We start from the raw sequence: 17,973 nt of genomic DNA, 5'->3' as shown, positions 1-17,973 counted from the left end.
AACTCCTTAAAAAGAAATCAGCACTATTATACCATTTGCTTTCTTTCGTGCCAAATTCTACCTCTATTCCACAAACTCCTCATGACTGGCATAAGCGCTGTGGTTGTGAATGCTTTCAAAATTATCGCAGTCCAGAGCGAACCATTTGATGCCTTCAAGCTGACGAAGGGCAATCACGCCATCTCTTAAAATATCCTCAACGAATTTTGGATTGTCATAAGCCTTTTCCGTGACGAATTTCTCGTCCTCACGCTTTAGCAGCGGATAAACCTGACATGAGCCCTGCTGCTCCATAAGAGCTACCAAATCCTCAATGAGAATACATTCATGTTCATCATCGAAGGAAACCCTTACGTCCATAACACCACGCTGATTATGGGCTCCGTATTCAGAAATTTCCTTGCTGCAAGGACAAAGGGAAGTATATGGAACCTTCACACCCAAAGTAAACTGCAATGGCTGTTCTCTTTCCATAACACCATCAAAGAAGCAGTCCACGTCCAAAACTGATTTTCTCTTACTAACTGGGGCAAATCGATCCACAAAATATTTAAATTCAATATGGATAGCCGCTGTCTCCGCCTGTAATTTATCCATAGCCTCTTGCAAAATATCAGCCATTTCCTCCTCTGCAATTGGCAAACGAGTCCATTTGTTCAGAATCTCCTGAAACCGACTCATGTGAGTCCCCTTGTATTCCATTGGCAGTGAAACTGTAAAGCTAATATTTGCCAAAACCTGCTGGTAGTCCCCCTCCTTTGTTTTTATCAAAAGAGGAAGATGCGCATCCCTGATACCCACCTTCTGAATGGCAATACCGCGGGTATCTGCACTATTTTGTACGTCCTTCATAAATACACCTATTACATATTTTCATACTCAACCGGGTCAACTACACCAGCCTCTGCAAATCCACGAAGTCTCAGCTTACAGCTGTCGCAGACACCACAGGCCTTCTCTCCGCCCTTGTAACAGCTATGGGTAAACTGCAATGGGGCACCCAGTTTACTTCCCAGCTGAACTATTTCCTTCTTAGAAAGGTCCTGCAAAGGGGTTTCTATCTTAATATTACGTCCATCGGCAGTCCCCGCCTTAGTAGCCAGATTTGCAGTTTTCTGGAAGCTACCGATAAATTCTGGACGGCAGTCCGGATAGCCGGAATAATCCACTGCATTCACACCAATATATACATGGTCTGCCCCAATAACCTCAGCATAAGCCATGGCATAGCTGAGAAAAATCATGTTACGGGCAGGAACATAGGTAACTGGAATATCCTCTGCCCCATGCTGAAAATCTCCGTCCGGAACCTCTATCTGACTGTCTGTAAGGGCAGAGCCTCCAATTTCCTCCATATTAGTTTCTATAATAAGGTGCTTTTTCACGCCATAGAATTTGGCAACCTTTTTAGCACTCTCCAACTCAATATTATGTCTCTGATGGTAGTTGAAGCTGATGGGATAAACCTCCATCCCCTTTGATTTGGCCACAGCCATACATACGGTAGAATCAAGACCACCAGAAAGTAAAACAACTGCTTTTTCCATTATGTAAACGCCCTCCTTACCCGACGCAATGCAGTTTACGTATAGCCTCAGTTATATCCTGTGCCTTATATACCGCTGAACCAGCCACCAATACATCGGCCCCGGCCTCTGCCAGTGCCTTGCAGTTGTCCACGGTAACACCGCCGTCCACCTCAATCTCGGCCTTGCTTCCGACCTTGGTAAGCATCGCCTTTAAACGGGCAATTTTATCCAATGAATTAGGAATAAACTTCTGTCCACCATAGCCTGGATTTACGGACATAATAACAATCAAATCCAGATCATCCAACAGCTCCTCAACCATTGAAAGAGGAGTCCCTGGATTAAGGCATATACCAGCCTTACAGCCAGCAGACTTAATGGCCTGCAATACTCTATGAGGATGTTTTGCAGCCTCCACATGGAAGGTAATAATATCCGCACCTGCTTTGGCAAAGGACTCAATTTGAGTATCCGGATGCTCTACCATGAGATGTACGTCAAATACAGCATCCGTAACAGGACGAATAGCCTTTACAATCAAGGCACCTAAAGTAATTTCAGGCACAAAGGTGCCATCCATAACATCTATATGTACATAATCAGCGCCTGCTGTAATAACCTTTTCAACCTCCTGAGCCAAATTGGCAAAATCAGCAGATAAAATTGATGGCGCAACCTTAGTCATCAATATGCCTTCTTTCTTTCTAAAATACTTTGCAATATATTCAAATACGCATCATAGCGCTCCTGACTGACAATTCCCTCTGCCAGGGCATTTTTTATACCGCAGTCGGGTTCATGGCTATGGGTACATGTATTATAATAGCACTTTTCTATTAATGGTCTGAACTCAGGGAAATAACCAGCCAAAAGATTTTTGTCAAGGTGCTCCAGCTCTGCCGCACTAAAGCCCGGAGTATCCACTACGATGCCGCCGCTGGCTACTGGCAGCAAGCAGGCCGCTCTTGTGGTGTGCTTCCCCCGCTTTATCTTTTCAGATATAACCCCCGTGGTAAGAGATAAATTACTGTCAATGGCATTAAGGAGAGATGATTTTCCCACGCCAGAAGGTCCCGCAAAGGCAGTAACCTTTCCCTTCAGCAATTCCCTGATTTCCTCGATTCCCTGCTTTTCATGAGCTGAGGCAAAAATAACTCTATAACCTGCATCCACATAAGGCTTAACAAACTCCTCAGCAGAAGCAGGCAATAAATCAGTTTTATTAAGACAAATTACAATCTCTGGGATATCTGACCACTCTGCCAGTACCAAAAAACGGTTTAGCAACAGCGAGTTAATATCCGGCTCCTTAACTGCAAAGGTTATGATCACCTGATCAATATTGGCAACAGAAGGTCTATGGAGAAGTGTTTTTCTGGGCAGCCGTTTTTCAATAACGCCAGTACCATCACCCAAAAGCTCATATTCCACCATATCCCCGGTCACCACGGAGCCCTTTATTCTTTTTATTCTGCCACGAAGGCGGCAGGACAATAGCTCCGGATTCTGAGTAAGCTCCCTGCCATCTTCAAGCACATAATAAAATCCGTTATATGTTTTTATAACCTGACCTGTTGGCATTTATATATCCTTTACATTTTCAAAATAACTATGGTTTTACAACCTCTTCCGGAGATGTTTTCTGGGTTTTCTTCCCTGGATCTGTTGGCTTGGTAGTAGTTGAGGTAGCCTGTCCGCTGGAAACAATAATATTTACAGCACCGCCTTCCTTTACCTCAGACCCTGCTGCCGGTGACTGCCCAATAACGGTGCCCCTTGACTGGGAACTCGTCTTTTCCGTAACAGTGCCGAGCTTCAGCTTATTTGCTGCCAAATTGGATTTAACACTATCCACAGACATACCAGTATAATCCGGAATGGTCACTCCAGTCTTCTTAGGTCCCTTGCTGACAGTAAAGTCTACGGTCTGCCCCTTGGTAACCTTGGAGCCATTAGCTGGATCCTGCTTCAAAACCGTTCCTGCCGGTTCATCGGCTTCTTCCTCGTAAACTGCGCCTATTTTAAGCCCCATTTTATTCAGCTTGGCTTCAGCATTTGAACGTGACATCCCCTTTAAGTCCGGCATAGTCAGCTCTTCGCCGCCCTTGCTGATATAAATGGTTACCTGGCGCTGCTCCTTAACCATAATTCCCGCCTCAGGGTACTGGGATACAACCTGTCCAGCCGGAACATTAGCATCATAGGTTTCTGCTATCTTAACACGCAGATTCTTTTCCTCCAGCATTTCACGGGCAATCTCCACCTGACGCCCTACCACATCCGGAACCTCCACCTCTACGGAGCTCCAGAAATTTCCAAAGGAAAGGAAGGACCCTGCAAAGAATCCCAATATCAAAATCAAGACCAAGCCAAATACAAACTTTTTGGACTTAATCATTTTCTTGAAGGACCCCTCATCTTCCTCTCCGGAATCATCGTAATCACCATCATAATCGTAATCATAATCCTGAGAGCTGTACTGCTGAGGCTGATTCTGCTGAATCATATCAGGAGTAACCCGTGGAATAACCTGGGTTGCGAAAGGATCATTTTGTGGCTGCGGTGCATTCACGATTGACCCAGTGGATTTGCCCTGAATCATGGACAGAGCCTGCTCCAGATCCATGTACATATCTGTGCTGGTAGGCCGCAACATAGGATCCTTGTTCATTGCCTTCTGTACAATGGCCTCCAAAACCGCTGGAACAGATGGTTTAATCTGACGAATAGGTACCGGCTCCTCCTGCAAATGCTTCAGTGCAATGCTGACAGAGGTTTCGCCGTTGTATGGCAATGTGCCGGTAAGCATCTCATACAGCACCACGCCAAGAGAATATACATCTGACTTAGTGGTAATAGCAGTGCCCTTAGCCTGTTCAGGAGAGAAATAATGGACAGACCCCATTACATTTCCCCCATAGGTCATTGTGGAAGAAGAAACTGCTCTGGCAATACCGAAATCAGTAACCTTAATGTGACCATCATCCATAATCAAAATGTTATGGGGCTTAATGTCACAATGCACCAAATCATTCTTGTGGGCAGCCTCCAGGGCACAGGCCAATTCCTTGGCTATGCGGGCAGCCTCCTCCGGCTCCAGATAGCCCTTTTCCTGAATATATTCCTTGAGGGTTTTGCCAGCCACATATTCCATAACAATAAAATGACTGCCTTCATCTTCCCCTACATCATATATATTAACGATATTCTGATGGGTGAGCTTGGCTGCACCCTTGGCCTCACGATGGAATTTCTCTATGAATTCAGCATCATTGGCAAACTGCGCATGAAGGATTTTTACAGCAACAGCACGGTCCAACAGCTTATCATGGGCTCTGTATACATCAGCCATGCCGCCGCCACCGATATGTTCCTGAATTTCATAACGTCTTGCTAAAACGCGCTCTATCATGCCATATCCTCCTACCTGTCTTTCAAAGCTGTAATTATCTGACGGGCGATAGGAGCCGCTACGGTTCCACCGCCACCACTATTTTCAACAATTATGCAAAAGGCTATTTTCCCCTTTGGAAGCTCAGCTGCGCCAATAAACCAGCCGTGGTCTGCCCCTTGGGAATTTTCTGCAGTACCGGTTTTGCCAATAACCCGGACACCGGGCACTGCCGCTGCCCCACCAGTACCATTGGTTACAACATTCTCCATAAAGCCGCCAATTATGTTGGCACGCTTTTCAGAGGTAACATCCATCCATTTCGACGGAGAGGCTTTTCTTATTACCAGCCCTACAGGAGAAATCACTTCCTCCACAAGATATGGAACCATAATCTTGCCATGATTAACATAAGCACTGGCCAGCATTGCCATCCGCAGAGGTGTTACCAATGTCTCCCCCTGACCGATACCAACCTGGGCCGTATCCCCATCACCAAGGGATGAAAACTTTGGCAAATGGCATTTGCTTTCATTAAACTCGCTGTTAATCGGAGTGGTAAAACCAAATCTTTCAAAGGCACTCTCCAACCCTTTTCCATGCATTCGCATAGCCAGGGTACCAAAGGTAACATTACAGGATTCTGTAAGAGCATCCTTCAAGGTAAGATTGTTACCATGAACTGCCCCGTGACTTTCGCCTATATATTCATTGCCAATCTGCAATTTGCCGTTGCAGTTGAACTTCTCATTTAAGTCAGTAACTTTTTCATCAAGGGCTGCATCAGCTATCAGCACCTTAATGGTGGAGCCCGGAGGATAAAGACCTTGGGTAGCTCTGTTTAGGAGTGGACTGTCTTCCCTTGCTGTGAGACTTTTCCAGTTGCTCTCCACATCTGTAGGATCTACAGTAGGCTTGCTCACCATGGCAATTATGGCTCCAGTCTCTGCATTCATAACCAACACAGCCCCCCTATGGCTGCCCAATGCCTCATAGGCCAATTGCTGAATGTCTGCATCCACCGTCAGCTTCACATTATTGCCCTGGGTTGACTGCATGGCCTGGCCTATTGGCCCCAACATCTGTAGCTGCTGTGACTGACCTGTAAGATCATTGCCTGCCACAGACTCAATACCATCACTGCCTATGGCCTCTCCAAGATACCCTGTTACTGGTGCCATTATTTCACCATAAGGGTAGCTTCTTTCTCCCGGCTGAGAGCTTTTTGCCAGCTCCCGTCCATTTATGTCGAGGATTGCTCCCCTTGTTATATCTAATGCCGCATTGCCACGACGGTTCATAGGATTTGCCGCCAAGGATGGTGCCGCGATAACCTGCAAGTAAACAATATATCCAAAAAGACACAGGAAGCATGCCATCATAAAAAGACTGCAATGCAGAATATATTTTTTTATATCTTTATGCCCCATGAACCTTTTCCTTCTTTGATAATGACAATAAAAGACCTATCATAATAAAGCCTGATACCATGGAACTGCCGCCATAGCTAATAAATGGCAGAGTAATGCCCGTAAGAGGCAGAAATTTTGTGACACCAGCGATAATGATAAAGGCCTGGGTGAAGAGAGCTATGGAAAAGCCCGCGGCTACCAGTGTGTGAAGCTCCTTTTTGCAGTTCATGGCAATCATAATACCACGATAAAAAAGCATCACATATACCATCATAATCACGGTACAGCCTAAAAGCCCCAACTCCTCAGCCACAGCCGAGAAAATAAAATCCGTATGAACCTCTGGTATAAGGCCTGGATGACCATGTGTAAAGCCCGTGCCCCAAACACCACCAGCAGCAAAAGCAAACAGGGACTGAACCACCTGATATGCCTGCCCTGCTGGATCTGCCCAAGGATCAAGCCAAATGTTAAAGCGGACCTGCACATGGGAGAAAAAAGCATAGCTGACTGCAGCTCCCAGACCGAAAAACAGCATAGCTATAAACACATAGGATTTACTGCCGGTCCCCATATAGGTCATAAACACTGCCATACAGAAGAACAACAGGGCTGAGCCCAAATCACGCTGAACTACAAACATAAGGATAGCGATGCCCCAAATAACCAAAAGAGGAGCAATAAATCTTATTGGCGGCAAATCAAGAAAGAGAAATTTACGTTTTGCCGCATTCAGCATTTCCCCATGGTCAGAAAGAAAGGCCGCCAGAAACAGTACCAGCAGTATTTTGCCAAACTCTGAAGGCTGGACAGAAATAGGTCCCAGTACCAACCAGTTCTTGCTGCCGCCGATTTCCACACCGAAAAGCAGGGAAAGACACAATACCACCAAAGTACATATTCCCAAAATATACTGATACTGCATCATATTTTTAAGCTGACGGGAGAAATACAAAACTCCCAGCATTACAACCATGCCAATCATCAGCCATCTTAGCTGAGGCACACACAGTATAGGCTTCAGCCTTGCCAGCATAATTATGCCCAAGCTTGAAAAAAACAGCACCATGGGAAATATCCATATATCGCTGCTATACCTTCCCTTAACAAGGAACAGCTGAATGACAATCCCCATAACAGCCGCCCCCAACGCCCAGGGAACAGGTGAATAATCTATATTTGGATACTGGTTCAGCATTATAATTCCCAAACCAGCAAACATAATCAAAAAATCAACTGCCACCAAAAGCAGGCTTTTAGTTTTCATTATATTCCACCACTATTGCTGAGATATTGTCCAAACCACCGCCAGCCTTGGCCTGCTCCACCAATGCTGCCGCCTTGTCCTGGCAATCCCCGTTATCAAGAGTCGCCTGAATATCAGGCAATGTCACCATATTGGTAAGACCATCGGAACATAAAAGAAATACATCGCCGTTCTGCAGTGCCAATTCACCGGTATCCACCTTTACCACAGGGTCTACACCCACTGCTCTTAAAAGCATATTCTTGTTGGGATGGTCCTTGGCCTCATCGGCAGAAATGCTGCCATTGGCCAAAAGCTCAGCCACATAGGTATGGTCGCTGGTTATCTGCTTAAGCTCACCATTTCTGAGACGATATAATCTGCTATCCCCCACATGGGCCCAAAATGCTGATTTCTCCTCAATGTGAAGTAGGGTAGCGGTAGTACCCATACCACTTCTTTCAGGATTTTCTTGGGTACATTCAAAGATGGCATCATTGCCATCAATAACCAAATAACGAAGGCCGTCCTGATCAAGGATAGTGTCCTCAGATGACAGTTTGTTTTCCACAGTTGCCGTAAAAATATGGCTGGCTATTTCACCGGCCACATGACCACCCATACCATCGGCTACCACAAATACATCCTTAGGCCCGACTAAAATGCTGTCTTCATTTAGCTCTCTCACTAAGCCGATATCAGTAGCCTGACTAACCTTTAACAAATCTATCACCTCCCGAACTCAAATGTAGCAGAGCCTACAGAAATCAAATCCCCGGACTGCAGATACTGACGCCCGGTGATAGGCTCGTTATTCACATAGGTTTTATTTACGCTGCCCATATCCTCTATTACATACAGGTTATTCAAAAGGGCTATTTCCGCATGATGATGTGAAGCAAAGCTATCATTTAATACGATGTCGTTATCGTTCCCCCGTCCAATACTGATATGATTGGAAAAGGCAAACCGCTGTCCCACCATACTCTGATCAGCAGCCTCCAGCACTGTCAGCACCGCTTCCACATTGGAAATTTCCGTAACTGCGTATATATCTTCCACCACATGCTGACTATCCTTTTTCATAAACTTCATCAGCTTGTAGACAAAATACAGTAATAATAGAAGCAACCCATATTGAAGGGCAATGCCCAACGTCTTAATTACTATTGCAGTTCCCTGCATATCAAATCACCTCATACACCAGCACCGTCTCACCAATCCGAATTTCATCCCCGGTATGAAGGAGCTGTGGTGACACTACCATTTGTCCATTTACAAAGGTGCCATTAAGACTTTCGGCGTCATACAATATATGACGATGCCTTTCATAGGTTATAAAAGCATGGACTCTGGAAGCATTGGTATCAGTAAGAATAAAATCGTTATTAACCCTTCTGCCGATATATATCTGCTTTTCTCCAAACTCCAAATATGAATCTATATCAGGCCCCTCTATTGCCAGCAGACTTACTGTCTTGTGCTCCACCGGCAGGTTAAGAGGCGGCTTGAATTCTGATTTGTTCAGCACAATGGTATGGCACTCAGGCACCTCAATTGGCTGTTCCATTTCTCCGTAGCTGTCATCCACAAAGGTTCCCTTCACCTCGCAGGTGCCCTTCTTGAACTCCTCATTGGCATTCAGAGTAATTTCCAGCTGCCCATCCATAAAACAGTCATTGGAAATAATCATCTTTTCCACCATGACATAAAGCTCATCAAGAAAGCGACGGGCACAGAGACGCTGATAATCATCAGGGGCCATTTCCACATAATAAAAATTAGGCACAATCAGACCCGTCTGACTCTTGCGCCTTTTTCTGATTATTTCTCGCTCCAGCTGCTTTATGACCTCAGTTGGTTCCAGGACAGAGCTCAGCTTGCGATTAAAAAATCCCTCTATCTTTTTTTCCAGAAAAGACTCCAGATTTCCTATAGACATAATAGTCCCTCCTAAGCCTTACTAGTCTTAATTTTACATCTTAAATCTATACAAGTAAATAAGATAATCCGCATAAAATCAGCTATCTCAGCCATTATCCAGATGTCTGTTTCTCAACTGTCCGCAGGCAGCCTGAATATCATTCCCCATTTCCCGACGAACTGTTACCGTAATATGGTGCTTGGCCAAATACTTCTCAAAGAAATCTATTCTCTCCGGGGAGGGACGATTCCAATTCCGTTCCACAACGGGATTTATAGGTATCAAATTTACCGAGGCCAGCTGTCCCTTCAGCAGCTCCACCAATTCCTTGGCCTGCTTGGCATTATCATTTACTCCATCTATAAGAATGTACTCATAGGTAACCCGGCGATGGGTCTTTTCACCATAATCCCCTCCGGCCTTTACCACATCAGCCATAGGATACTTGCGATTAATGGGCATAAGCTCCGAGCGAAGGCTGTTCTCTGGTGCGTGTAGGGAAATTGAGAGATTAACTGGTATCTCCTCCTGGGCCAAACGATAAATGTTGGGAACAATACCAGAGGTGGATAAGGTTACACTGCGGTAGCTCATTCCAAGACAATAATCCTCATGGAGCAATCTTATATATTTTAGAACATTATCATAATTAGTCAGTGGCTCACCAGAACCCATAATAACTATGGTATCTACCTTTTCCCCGGTCTTTGACAGCATATCATTTATGTAATAGGTCTGGGCCAGCATCTCTCCCGCAGTAAGGTCACGGACCATGCCGTGAAGAGTTGAAGCACAAAAGGCACAGCCCATATTGCACCCCGCCTGAGAGGAAACACAAATACTGTTTCCGTAGGGCTGGCGCATAAGCACCGTTTCCACCCCTACCCCATCAGAGAAATTAAGGAGAAACTTGGATGTTCTGCCGTCGGCAGAATCCAGCTGATCCACCCTGGCAGCACGGTCAATCACGCACTCCGTCGCCAGCTTTTCCCTCATACTCTTAGGAAGATTTTGCATTTCATTAAAATCAGTAACGCTTTTCTTGTACATCCAATCCGCCAGCTGCTTGCCGCGGAACTTTGGCAATCCCCATTCCGTAAGAAGCTCTGTAAGCTCCTCCAATGTTTTGCCGAAAATATTAACCATGATGATTTATTTTCTCCTCATACATGAAATAAAGAATCCGTCTGTACCATCACGCTGAGGATACAGCTGAACCATTTCATCATCTCTTGGTACAGGTAGTCTCTCCCCGGCATTTTCCAGAGTAAATTCCTTGGCCTTTTCCAAAAATGCCTTAACCACATCCTGATTTTCCTCGTGAGCTATAGTACAGGTACTATACACCAAAAGTCCCCCCGGCTTTACTGCTGCAGCAGCACTTCTGAGAATTTCCAGCTGCAGCTTAGGCAGCTCCTTTATAAGCTCAGGAGATTTACGCCATCTGGAATCAGGCTTTCTTCTGAGAACTCCCAAGCCAGAGCACGGTGCATCCACCAAAACCCTGTCTGCCTCTTGTGGAAATTCCTGCCAGATTTCCCTTGCATCAATAAGCATTGGATCAATAATGGTGATACCAAGGCGCTCTGCATTGCTTCTGACTCTTTCCAGCTTATGATCATAAATATCACAGGCCACAATGCGTCCACGATTTTCCATCATGGCTGCCATGTGGGTAGTTTTTCCTCCCGGAGCACTGCACACATCCAATACCAGCTCCCCCGGCTGCGGATCCACCACATGGGCCACCAGCATGGAGCTTTCATCCTGGACCTGGCAATAACCATCCTGAAGCACCTGCAAATCATCAAGGGAGCCATGGGAATTAATAATAACTCCCTCTGGAGTGAAGACAGACTGCTGACAATCCACCCCCACTGAAATAAGCTGAAGCATAAGCTCTGAACGGTTTGTCTTCAGTGTATTGGCCCGTACAGAAAGCGGTGCCTGCTGATTATTAAATGCACACAGCTTTGCCGCCTCATCATAGCCAAATTCCTTAATCCAACGGCGAACCAGCCACTCCGGATGCTGCTCCGTAAGGGCCAACTGAACAGTGGCATTGCCCTTTCCCTCTGGAAATGCCCCCTTTTCCGGCTCTCTTACCATGGTACGCATTACACCATTGACAAATTTGGCAACCCCCGCATGTCCAAAACGCTTAGCCAGCTCCACAGACTCATTGCAAGCAGCGGAGTCAGGCACCTTATCCATGTATTTAAGCTGATAAACGCCCATGCGCAAAATATCCCTTATAATCGGGCTAACCTTGCTTATGGGACGATTAATATACTTTCTGATAATCCAGTCCAGAGTTTCCCCTGCCTTTACGGTACCATAAACAAGCTCAGTAACAAAACGACGGTCCATATCACTAAGACCGCCCTTGCGTAGCTCCTTGGCCAGAGCTACATTGGCATAAGCCTCCTGTTCATGGACCGCATTTATAATTTTCAAAGCCGTTTCACGTGCTTTATCCATTTAATTCTCCTTTTCCTGGCTGACAGCATCAGACGCAGGCAAATCTATAATATCCATAATGACCCTTTTGAACTCCTCAACATCTACCTTAGTATTGAAGCATGGACCATTAGGGCGAATATTCATAACACCTACTGAAGGAATAGGGTATACATCCTGGATACCGCTGGCCAAATCTCGCTCGCAGGCCACAGCCACAACCGCCTGTGGTCTTATTTCCATAACCTTTTGACGGGCCAGGGTTCCCCCCGTTACCACGAAAAAATGAAAGCCGATTTCTTCAGCCAAGGTTACCAAATCTCCAATATTACAACCACCACAACGCTTGCAATTATTGGGATCCGTAGTTATCTTATGGGGACAAGTGCTCAGCTGCAAGCAGTGGGGTGTCACCACTAACAGTCTGTCAGCCGGCACCTTTAAATGACGATTACCTACAATGGTATTACTCACTGCCACATAGGATGCCTCTATGCGCCGACGATCAATCCCAACGATTTTTCCTGCCGAAATAACAATATAATAAAGGACATTCAAAAGGGTATAGGTCTGCTTTTTAAAAATAGTTGGCAATGGCCAACCTTTTATGCCAAACACCATTCCCAAAATGCCAAAACCAATAAGGAACAGGATTCCTATCATAGCCGCCGCAAAGGCAGGGGCCAGATGAGGATTTATATTATTAAGACCAGGAAGGGTTATAAACCAGACTCCTGCACATATTATCAGCATAATAATATAGGTTATGCACAAAAGACTGATGAAAAGTCGCTTCTTAGCCTTTTTTACCGTGTATTTCATAACTTATCCTCTGGGAAAACAACATTAATTAAAAATCAATCCAGCTTTTACGCCATTTCCCCGAACAAAATCACCTGCTGACATGCGTTTTTTACTAGGTGGCTGAATCTCTGTGATTTCCACAGCCCCCTTGCCTGCAGCAACAATAAAGCTCTTTTTGGTAAGCTCCAGCACCTCACCCGGATTACCGGACTTATCATTTCTCACCTTGGTGCTCCACACCTTGTAGTTTTTGCCGTCCAACAAGGTCCAGGCCACTGGCCAGGAGTTAAGGCCACGCACGAGATTGTGAACCTCCTGGGCAGACTTGGTCCAGTCGATATGACCGGTTTCCTTGGTAAGCATGGAAGCGTAGTTAGTAAGGCTGTCATCCTGTTTTTCCGGAGTGATAGTCCCAGCCATAAGCCCATCAACAGTATCTGCCAACAATTTGCTGCCCATAACCGCCAGCTTATCGTGAAGCTCCTCTGTAGTCATATCCGGTGTAATCTCTATTTTACTCTTAAGAAGCATATCTCCGGTATCAAGGCCCGCATCCATCATCATGGTGGTTACGCCAGTTTCAGTTTCCCCGTTAATAATGGACCAATGAATAGGTGCCGCACCACGATATCTAGGCAACAAAGAAGCATGAACATTTACGCAGCCCAGGCGGGGAATGTCCAAAACCTCCTGGGAAAGGATTTGACCAAAGGCTACCACCACAATAAGATCAGGATTTAACTCCTTTAACCTTGCCACACAATCAGCTGTCTTTATTTTCTCTGGCTGCCAAACAGGCAAACCATATTCCAGTGCCTTAACCTTTACTGGAGAAGGTGTCATTTTCTGACCTCTCCCCTTTGGACGGTCAGGCTGTGTAATAACGGTAAGCACTTCCGTCTTTTCCTGCATTACCTCCAGACAACCAACGGCAAAGTCCGGAGTTCCCATAAAAACAGTTTTTAATTTGCTCATTTGTTTTCTCCCTGCTTAATGGTCTTGGCCACATCAATAAACAATGTACCCTCCAAATGATCCAGCTCATGCTGAATGCAGCGTGCCATAAGGCCCTTTGCTGTAAGATGCTTTTTCTTGCCCCAACGGTTAAGGTAATCAACGCTAACCTTCTCCGCACGTTCCACATCGCCAAATACATTTGGCACACTTAGGCATCCCTCCTGGCCGATCTCGGTGCCCTCACGACGTGTAATCACAGGATTCACCATTTCCACCAGGCCATTGTCGTCACCAACATCAATTACCACCAAACGTATGGACTGACCCACCTGTGGCGCGGCCAAACCGACTCCATCAGCCTTATACATGGTCTCAGCCATATTTTCCATCAGCTTTCTAATTTTGCTGTCAACCTTCTCTATTGGAGCGGCAACCTGTTTTAAAACAGGATCACCAGCTTTTACTATATCTAACAGTGCCAACTATAACACCCTCCTATTTCTCTATATCCGTCTAATTTTATCATATTATGGAAGGAAAGTCCAAACTATACCATCTCAGCAAACAAATGCAAAAAAGGGAGCACTGTCAACGTATCTGATCAGTGCTCCAAAATATTTCTAGGGGTTAGTATAGCAAATTAGCAAATTAGCAAAATAGTGATTTATTACTCTTTACCAGCCAGTCTCTTGTAGTTAGCGAGTCTGGTTTCAGCATCCTTCTGAGTCTTCTCGAAGAGAGCCTCAGCAGCCTCTGGGAATGCACGCTTCAAGCTGTTGTAGCGAACCTCGCCCATGAGGTAATCCTGGAACTTGCCAAAGTCTGGCTCCTTGGAATCAAGGGTGAATGGGTTCTTGTCAGTGCCAACCAGCTCTGGGTTATAACGATAGTTAGCCCAATAACCACATTCAACAGCACGGGCTGCTTCCATCTGGGACTTGCCCATACCAATCTTGATACCATGGTTGATACAAGGAGCATAACCAATGATAAGGGATGGTCCTGGATAAGCCTCAGCCTCTGTAATAGCCTTCAGAACCTGATTCTTGTCGGCACCCATGTTAACCTGTGCTACATATACATAGCCATAGGACATAGCCATCATGCCCAGATCCTTTTTCTTGGTCTTCTTACCAGTTGCAGCAAACTGTGCAATGGCAGCGGTAGGAGTAGCCTTGGAAGCCTGACCGCCAGTATTGGAGTATACCTCAGTATCGAATACGAATACATTTACATCCTCGCCGGAAGCCAATACGTGGTCCAGACCGCCGTAGCCAATATCGTAAGCCCAGCCGTCGCCGCCGAAGATCCACTGGGAACGCTTAACCATGAAGTCACGGTTATCATAAATCTTGTTGAGAAGTGGATCGTCACCCTTCTCAGCTTCAAGAGCACCAATCAGATTCAGTGAACGCTCACGGGTACCCTCACCACAGTTCATGTTGTCCTTCCAGTCAATCATTGCATCCTTTAATGCAACGGACAGCTTGCCGGACTCAATAGCTGCAGTAACGTCTGCTGCCAAGGCCTCGCGAACAGCCTTAACACCGAGGAACATACCAAGACCATACTCTGCGTTGTCCTCAAAGAGGGAGTTAGCCCAAGCAGGACCATGGCCCCAAGCATTCTTGGTGTATGGCATTGCAGGAGCAGATGCACCCCAAATGGAGGAACAGCCTGTAGCGTTAGCTACCATCATGCGGCCGCCGAAGAGCTGAGTAATGAGCTTAGCGTATGGAGTCTCGCCGCAACCTGCGCAAGCGCCGGAGAATTCAAGGCAAGGAGTCTCAAACTGAGAACCCTTAACAGTGGTCTTCTTCATAGGGTTAGTCTTAGGGCTAACCTTCACACCATAATCGAATACAGCCTGCTTGTCAATCTGAGTAGCGATAGGCTTCATAACAAGAGCCTTCTCCTTGGCAGGGCATACAATAGCACAGTTGCCACAGCCAGAGCAGTCAAGAGCAGAAATAGCCATAGTGAAGTTCAGGCCCTTGGTGCCAAGAGCTGGCTTGGAAGTAAAGCCCTCTGGTGCAGCATCCTTTTCCTCATCAGTTGTGAGAACTGGACGAATTGCAGCATGTGGGCAAACAAATGCGCACTGATTACACTCAATACACTTGGTAACATCCCATTCAGGAACGTTAATTGCAATACCGCGCTTCTCATAAGCAGCAGTGCCGGATGGGAAGGTACCATCTGCATGGGCAGCCATCTGCTTAACAGTAATCTTGTTACCCTCCTGACGGTTAACTGGCTCCAGAATCTCCTTAACGTAAGCTGGAACATCAGACTTGCATTCTTCCTTGGCATCCTTTGCATCAGCCCAGTCAGCAGGAACATTTACAAGATGAAGTGCATCAATACCGGCATCAACAGCGCCATTGTTCATATCTACGATATTCTGGCCCTTCTTGCCGTAAGAAGTTACAATAGCATCCTTCAGATAGCCAACAGCCTTCTGAAGTGGAATAATATCAGCCAGTTTGAAGAATGCAGACTGCATTACCATATTGAAACGTCCGCCAAGGCCCAGATCCTGAGCAATCTTAACAGCATTTACAGTGTAGAACTTAATATTGTTCTTGGCAATGTAGCGCTTCATGGAAGCAGGCAGCTTCTCAGACAGCTCATCGTCAGACCAAAGTGTATTAAGCAGGAAAGTACCGCCTGGCTGTAAGCCTGCCAAAAGGTCATACTTATTTACATAAGACTGCTGGGAGCAGGAAATAAAGTTTGCATTATCAATAAGATATGGAGAAGCGATTGGGGACTTACCAAAACGCAGGTGGGACATGGTAATACCACCGGACTTCTTGGAGTCATAAGCGAAGTATGCCTGAGCATACAAATCAGTCTTATCACCGATAATCTTAATAGCAGACTTGTTGGCACCTACAGTACCATCGGAACCGAGACCCCAGAACTTACAAGCAGTGGTTCCTTCTGGAGTGAGGTTAACATGCTCTGGATATGGAGCAAGAGATGTATTGGAAAGATCATCAACAATACCAATGGTAAAGCCATTCTTAGGTGCATCCTTCTTCAGTTCCTCAAATACGCCGAGAACCTGGGTAGGAGTTACATCCTTACCACCTAAGCCATAACGGCCGCCAACGATCAGTGGATGACGATGGCTTGCATAGAATGCAGTACGAACATCCTGATACAGTGGCTCACCAAGAGCACCAGGCTCCTTGGTACGGTCGAGAACTGCAATCTTTTCTACAGTAGATGGAATAGCCTTCAGGAAATGGTCTACGGAGAATGGACGGAAGAGATGAACTGCAACCGCACCAACCTTCTCACCCTTAGCGTTGAGGAAATCAACACACTCCTGAAGTGTCTGGTTAATGGAACCAATAGCGATTACTACGCGCTCAGCATCCTTGGCACCATAGTAATCAAAAATATGATGCTCACGGCCGGTAATCTTGGCCATCTGGCCCATAGCCTCTTCCACGAGCTCTGGCAAAGCATCATAGGCTTTGTTTACAGCCTCACGGCCCTGGAAATAAATATCATCATTCTGAGCAGTACCACGAATTACAGGATGGTCAGGATTCAGAGCGTTACGACGGAAAGCATTTACTGCATCCCAGTCAAGAATCTTGGCCAGATCATCATAATCAACCAGTTCAATCTTCTGAATCTCATGGGAAGTGCGGAAACCATCAAAGAAGTTCAGGAAAGGAATCTTGCCCTTGATAGCAACCAAATGTGCTACAGCAGCCAAATCCATTACTTCCTGTACAGAGGATTCTGCCAGCATAGCCACACCAGTCTGACGTGCAGCCATAACATCCTGATGATCACCGAAAATATTCAGTGAAGAAGTAGCCAGTGCACGAGCAGATACATGGAATACACCTGGGAGCATCTCGCCGGAAATCTTATACATATTTGGAATCATCAGCAGCATACCCTGAGAAGCAGTGTATGTGGTGGTCAAAGCACCAGCCTGCAAGGAACCGTGAACTGCACCTGCAGCACCAGCCTCGGATTGCAACTCAACAATGCGTACCTTCTGACCAAAAAGGTTCTTCTGCCCCTTTGCAGCCATCTCATCAACATGCTCTGCCATTGGTGAAGATGGGGTGATAGGATAGATAGCAGCCACATCGGTAAATGCGTAAGACACATAAGCCGCAGCTGTATTACCATCCATAGTCTTCATTTTCTTGCCCATACTTGATTAACTCTCCTCTCATAACACGAAATTTACCCGAATACCAATCAAGTAACAATAA

General features: G+C 45.9%; 16 protein-coding genes. All 16 read right to left on the bottom strand.

What is annotated here, in order from left to right; all coding sequences use genetic code 11:
* Positions 1-63 precede the first annotated feature (63 nt).
* Positions 64-852, bottom strand: a complete 789-nt coding sequence (gene folE2, locus T355_RS0112540) for a GTP cyclohydrolase FolE2 (RefSeq protein ID WP_027398034.1) — start codon at positions 850-852, stop codon at positions 64-66.
* 11 nt (positions 853-863) lie between these two features.
* Positions 864-1,547, bottom strand: coding sequence for a 7-cyano-7-deazaguanine synthase QueC (gene queC, locus T355_RS0112535; protein WP_027398033.1), 684 nt, complete (start codon positions 1,545-1,547; stop codon positions 864-866).
* A gap of 16 nt (positions 1,548-1,563) precedes the next feature.
* Positions 1,564-2,214: a ribulose-phosphate 3-epimerase gene (gene rpe / locus T355_RS0112530; RefSeq protein ID WP_027398032.1), complete on the bottom strand. Its 651-nt coding sequence runs from the start codon at positions 2,212-2,214 to the stop codon at positions 1,564-1,566.
* Positions 2,214-3,110 carry a ribosome small subunit-dependent GTPase A gene (rsgA, locus tag T355_RS0112525; protein WP_027398031.1) on the bottom strand — a complete coding sequence of 299 codons (897 nt, stop codon included), beginning with the start codon at positions 3,108-3,110 and terminating at the stop codon, positions 2,214-2,216. Before rsgA ends, rpe begins: the two co-directional genes overlap by 1 nt.
* A gap of 28 nt (positions 3,111-3,138) precedes the next feature.
* Complete coding sequence (gene pknB / locus T355_RS14470) at positions 3,139-4,941, bottom strand: Stk1 family PASTA domain-containing Ser/Thr kinase (RefSeq protein ID WP_037330190.1); 1,803 nt, start codon at positions 4,939-4,941, stop codon at positions 3,139-3,141.
* An 11-nt stretch (positions 4,942-4,952) separates the two neighbouring features.
* Positions 4,953-6,350 carry a peptidoglycan D,D-transpeptidase FtsI family protein gene (locus T355_RS0112515; RefSeq protein ID WP_027398030.1) on the bottom strand — a complete coding sequence of 466 codons (1,398 nt, stop codon included), beginning with the start codon at positions 6,348-6,350 and terminating at the stop codon, positions 4,953-4,955.
* On the bottom strand, positions 6,340-7,599 hold the full coding sequence (locus T355_RS0112510; RefSeq protein WP_027398029.1) for an FtsW/RodA/SpoVE family cell cycle protein: 1,260 nt from the start codon (positions 7,597-7,599) through the stop codon (positions 6,340-6,342). The genes T355_RS0112515 and T355_RS0112510 overlap by 11 nt, the downstream gene beginning before the upstream one ends.
* Positions 7,589-8,311, bottom strand: a complete 723-nt coding sequence (locus tag T355_RS0112505) for a Stp1/IreP family PP2C-type Ser/Thr phosphatase (protein ID WP_231483051.1) — start codon at positions 8,309-8,311, stop codon at positions 7,589-7,591. The genes T355_RS0112510 and T355_RS0112505 overlap by 11 nt, the downstream gene beginning before the upstream one ends.
* Positions 8,308-8,763, bottom strand: coding sequence for an FHA domain-containing protein (locus tag T355_RS0112500; protein WP_027398027.1), 456 nt, complete (start codon positions 8,761-8,763; stop codon positions 8,308-8,310). Before T355_RS0112500 ends, T355_RS0112505 begins: the two co-directional genes overlap by 4 nt.
* Position 8,764: 1 nt before the next feature.
* On the bottom strand, positions 8,765-9,520 hold the full coding sequence (locus tag T355_RS0112495) for an FhaA domain-containing protein (RefSeq protein ID WP_027398026.1): 756 nt from the start codon (positions 9,518-9,520) through the stop codon (positions 8,765-8,767).
* 87 nt (positions 9,521-9,607) lie between these two features.
* Positions 9,608-10,648 (bottom strand): 23S rRNA (adenine(2503)-C(2))-methyltransferase RlmN, encoded by a 1,041-nt coding sequence (rlmN, locus tag T355_RS0112490; RefSeq protein WP_027398025.1) that lies wholly within the window; start codon positions 10,646-10,648, stop codon positions 9,608-9,610.
* A gap of 6 nt (positions 10,649-10,654) precedes the next feature.
* Positions 10,655-11,983 carry a 16S rRNA (cytosine(967)-C(5))-methyltransferase RsmB gene (gene rsmB, locus T355_RS0112485; protein WP_027398024.1) on the bottom strand — a complete coding sequence of 443 codons (1,329 nt, stop codon included), beginning with the start codon at positions 11,981-11,983 and terminating at the stop codon, positions 10,655-10,657.
* Entirely contained in the window at positions 11,984-12,784 is an 801-nt protein-coding gene (locus tag T355_RS0112480; RefSeq protein ID WP_027398023.1) for a DUF116 domain-containing protein, read from the bottom strand. It lies immediately after the preceding gene.
* A gap of 24 nt (positions 12,785-12,808) precedes the next feature.
* Complete coding sequence (gene fmt / locus T355_RS0112475; protein ID WP_027398022.1) at positions 12,809-13,741, bottom strand: methionyl-tRNA formyltransferase; 933 nt, start codon at positions 13,739-13,741, stop codon at positions 12,809-12,811.
* Positions 13,738-14,205: a peptide deformylase gene (gene def, locus T355_RS0112470; RefSeq protein WP_027398021.1), complete on the bottom strand. Its 468-nt coding sequence runs from the start codon at positions 14,203-14,205 to the stop codon at positions 13,738-13,740. The genes fmt and def overlap by 4 nt, the downstream gene beginning before the upstream one ends.
* A 185-nt stretch (positions 14,206-14,390) precedes the next feature.
* On the bottom strand, positions 14,391-17,912 hold the full coding sequence (nifJ, locus tag T355_RS0112465; RefSeq protein WP_027398020.1) for a pyruvate:ferredoxin (flavodoxin) oxidoreductase: 3,522 nt from the start codon (positions 17,910-17,912) through the stop codon (positions 14,391-14,393).
* Positions 17,913-17,973: the final 61 nt, after the last annotated feature.

The sequence above is a fragment of the Anaerovibrio lipolyticus LB2005 genome (assembly GCF_000621545.1).
Taxonomy (GTDB): Bacteria; Bacillota; Negativicutes; order Selenomonadales; family Selenomonadaceae; genus Anaerovibrio; species Anaerovibrio lipolyticus_A.
This window is presented reverse-complemented; position numbering and strand designations above follow the sequence as displayed.

Coding starts and splice junctions, on each gene's coding strand:
- folE2 (WP_027398034.1), bottom strand. CDS start 852: ATGAAGGACGTACAAAATAGTGCAGATACCCGCGGTATTGCCATTCAG.
- queC (WP_027398033.1), bottom strand. CDS start 1,547: ATGGAAAAAGCAGTTGTTTTACTTTCTGGTGGTCTTGATTCTACCGTA.
- rpe (WP_027398032.1), bottom strand. CDS start 2,214: ATGACTAAGGTTGCGCCATCAATTTTATCTGCTGATTTTGCCAATTTG.
- rsgA (WP_027398031.1), bottom strand. CDS start 3,110: ATGCCAACAGGTCAGGTTATAAAAACATATAACGGATTTTATTATGTG.
- pknB (WP_037330190.1), bottom strand. CDS start 4,941: ATGATAGAGCGCGTTTTAGCAAGACGTTATGAAATTCAGGAACATATC.
- T355_RS0112515 (WP_027398030.1), bottom strand. CDS start 6,350: ATGGGGCATAAAGATATAAAAAAATATATTCTGCATTGCAGTCTTTTT.
- T355_RS0112510 (WP_027398029.1), bottom strand. CDS start 7,599: ATGAAAACTAAAAGCCTGCTTTTGGTGGCAGTTGATTTTTTGATTATG.
- T355_RS0112500 (WP_027398027.1), bottom strand. CDS start 8,763: ATGCAGGGAACTGCAATAGTAATTAAGACGTTGGGCATTGCCCTTCAA.
- T355_RS0112495 (WP_027398026.1), bottom strand. CDS start 9,520: ATGTCTATAGGAAATCTGGAGTCTTTTCTGGAAAAAAAGATAGAGGGA.
- rlmN (WP_027398025.1), bottom strand. CDS start 10,648: ATGGTTAATATTTTCGGCAAAACATTGGAGGAGCTTACAGAGCTTCTT.
- rsmB (WP_027398024.1), bottom strand. CDS start 11,983: ATGGATAAAGCACGTGAAACGGCTTTGAAAATTATAAATGCGGTCCAT.
- T355_RS0112480 (WP_027398023.1), bottom strand. CDS start 12,784: ATGAAATACACGGTAAAAAAGGCTAAGAAGCGACTTTTCATCAGTCTT.
- fmt (WP_027398022.1), bottom strand. CDS start 13,741: ATGAGCAAATTAAAAACTGTTTTTATGGGAACTCCGGACTTTGCCGTT.
- nifJ (WP_027398020.1), bottom strand. CDS start 17,912: ATGGGCAAGAAAATGAAGACTATGGATGGTAATACAGCTGCGGCTTAT.